At 53.2% G+C, this 2169-nt stretch carries 4 protein-coding genes and 1 pseudogene; all 5 read left to right on the forward strand.

What is annotated here, in order from left to right:
• Positions 1 to 342: pseudogene (locus F7Q90_RS25365) on the forward strand (tyrosine-type recombinase/integrase); the annotation flags it as partial.
• Positions 335 to 559, forward strand: a complete 225-nt coding sequence (locus F7Q90_RS25370) for a hypothetical protein (RefSeq protein ID WP_006118723.1) — start codon at positions 335 to 337, stop codon at positions 557 to 559. The pseudogene F7Q90_RS25365 and the gene F7Q90_RS25370, both read left to right, overlap by 8 nt.
• The gene (locus F7Q90_RS25375) at positions 556 to 777 is read left to right on the forward strand and encodes a hypothetical protein (protein WP_044241786.1); all 222 of its coding nucleotides are present in this window, start codon (positions 556 to 558) and stop codon (positions 775 to 777) included. The genes F7Q90_RS25370 and F7Q90_RS25375 overlap by 4 nt, the downstream gene beginning before the upstream one ends.
• Before the next feature lie 3 nt (positions 778 to 780).
• Positions 781 to 1008 (forward strand): DUF4222 domain-containing protein, encoded by a 228-nt coding sequence (locus F7Q90_RS25380; RefSeq protein WP_044241788.1) that lies wholly within the window; start codon positions 781 to 783, stop codon positions 1006 to 1008.
• A partial coding sequence (locus F7Q90_RS25385) for a toprim domain-containing protein (RefSeq protein ID WP_151161152.1) occupies positions 998 to 2169 on the forward strand: 1172 nt, incomplete at its 3' end. The genes F7Q90_RS25380 and F7Q90_RS25385, both read left to right, overlap by 11 nt.

Raw genomic sequence — 2169 nt, forward strand, 5'->3', positions numbered from 1 at the left:
AATTTCGTTGATGATGACCTGGTGTTTTCACGGAGCCAGATTGAAAGTAACCGTTGTCATTCTCTGGAAGGTAGCGTGACGCGCCAGACCATCTGGAAGAAGCTGCACAGCGTTATGCAGTGGTTCAGCCGCTTTGTGAATACCAAACTTCGCCTGAGCGCCTACTCAAGCCGCAAAATCGCAGCCTTTAACCTGATGAGCGCTGGCGGTGAGCAGGGCTTACTGATCGCCTCTGAAATGCTCGGACACAGCAATCCAGCCATTACCCGAACTTACCTACAGCTGGGAAGCAAGGCTGCTTCCATCCAGTCCATGTTAGCGATGGAGGCATATCATGCGTAACAACCTGACCCGTTTTGAACTCATTGATAAATCCTGTCAGGCAAGCACTTACCTGAATCAGGCCCGTGGCGTGCTCTGTTCAATGCTCGATGCGGAAAACTCAGATTCGGAAACAAGCTGGCGTTATGGTGCGCTGCTGACGCTGATTTGTGCTGCCTGTGATGAAATTGAACCTGCAATGAATTCAACAGTAAAAGAGCCGGAGGGTAAGGCATGAGCCACGAAATCACACTCCAGCAGGCTACTGAACGCGCTGACCAGGCGAACGTGACACTTTTTATGCTTCGCAAGACGATTGACGATATGGATTTCGCAGATATTGGAACCGCCGTATCCATGGCTTCTGACCTTTTAGATTCCGTTGCTGCGTGGCTTCTCGAAGAACAGGCACAGCGAAATTCAGGCAGTCAAAACACGTCTGACCGGGGAGTTTAAACCATGACCAGAAAATTAACTGGCTCTACTGCCAGTGGTAAAACTCAGCCCGAAATCAGGCGTGGTCAGAACTGGCGGGATGGTTACGGCGAGCTTTTAACTGTTACCGACATCGGGTTTAACCGTGTGACCTTTATCAGAAACGGGTATGAACACCCGTGTATTTATCCACTCAGCCGCTTTGAGAAGGAATTCACGTTTATTAACGGAGGCGCTAAAGATGCGGGATAACCTGGTAAATGACGTGCGCAAAAAGGCTGACGGTCACTGGCCGTCTGTTCTCCAGCGCCTGGACATTCCGACCAACCGCAGCGAAGGCCCCTGTCCGGTCTGTGGCGGTGATACCCGCTACCGGTTTGACGACATTGAGCAGCGCGGAACCTATCACTGTTCACATTGTGGCGCTGGCACAGGGCTGGATTTGGTCATGAAAGTCAGGCAGTGCAGCGTAAGGGATGCGGCGGTGCTGGTGGCCGAAGCAATGGCGCTGCCTATGCCGGAACCGAAGCCAGCCAGAGAGAAGCCTCAAACGGATATCGCGGATAAAGTCTCAGCTATGGCAGGACAATCAAAGTCTGGCCAGTCTGCCTACCTCACTTCAAAGGGGCTTCAATGCCCCTTACCGCTGCTTTCCGATGGTTCGCTGCTGCTGGTGCTCTGTAACGCCAGCGGCGCGGTTTGTGGCGCCCAGGTCATTAAACCCGATGGCGGTAAGCGGCTGGTGGCCGGAACGGTGAAAAAAGGCGCTTTCTGTGTGCTCAACTCCGGTGGATCGCCGGAAACGGTCATCGTTGCCGAAGGGCTTGCCACCACGCTATCGGCTCAGCAGATGCAACCTGACGCGCTGGCGGTGGTGGCGCTCGATGCCGGGAACCTTCCGGCCGTTGCCGCAGTGTTACGCGAAAAATACCCTGATGCGCGGATCATCATAGCCGCCGATAACGACATTCACGCCCTAAGTGACGGACAGACTACTCAGAAGCCCAACACCGGCAAACTGGCCGCAGAGCAGGCAGCGAAGGCGGTTAACGGTTGGGTGGCATTACCGCCAACGGAAGAAAAAGCCGACTGGAACGATTATCACCAGCTTCACGGACTGGAAGCGGCCACTAAAGCTTTTATCGATTCACTGTATCAGCCAGGGGGAAATATGCCCGTTCAGCTTAAATCAATTGAGGGCGGTAAAAAGCGCCTGCGTGATGAAATCAACCTTATTCAGATGCAGGACAATGAAAAAGCCCTTCTGCTGTCTCAGCGATACGATGGAATATGCATTCACCCGGAGAGTGAGGCGTTTTATATCTATCAGAACGGCGTATGGGAGATTATTTCAACGCTGCAGCTTAGCCGTGAAATGGCGGTGATCTACAACGAGCACCAGACCAACTTTGG

It is taken from the genome of Pantoea stewartii subsp. stewartii, from assembly GCF_008801695.1.
In the GTDB taxonomy this organism is placed as follows: Bacteria; Pseudomonadota; Gammaproteobacteria; order Enterobacterales; family Enterobacteriaceae; genus Pantoea; species Pantoea stewartii.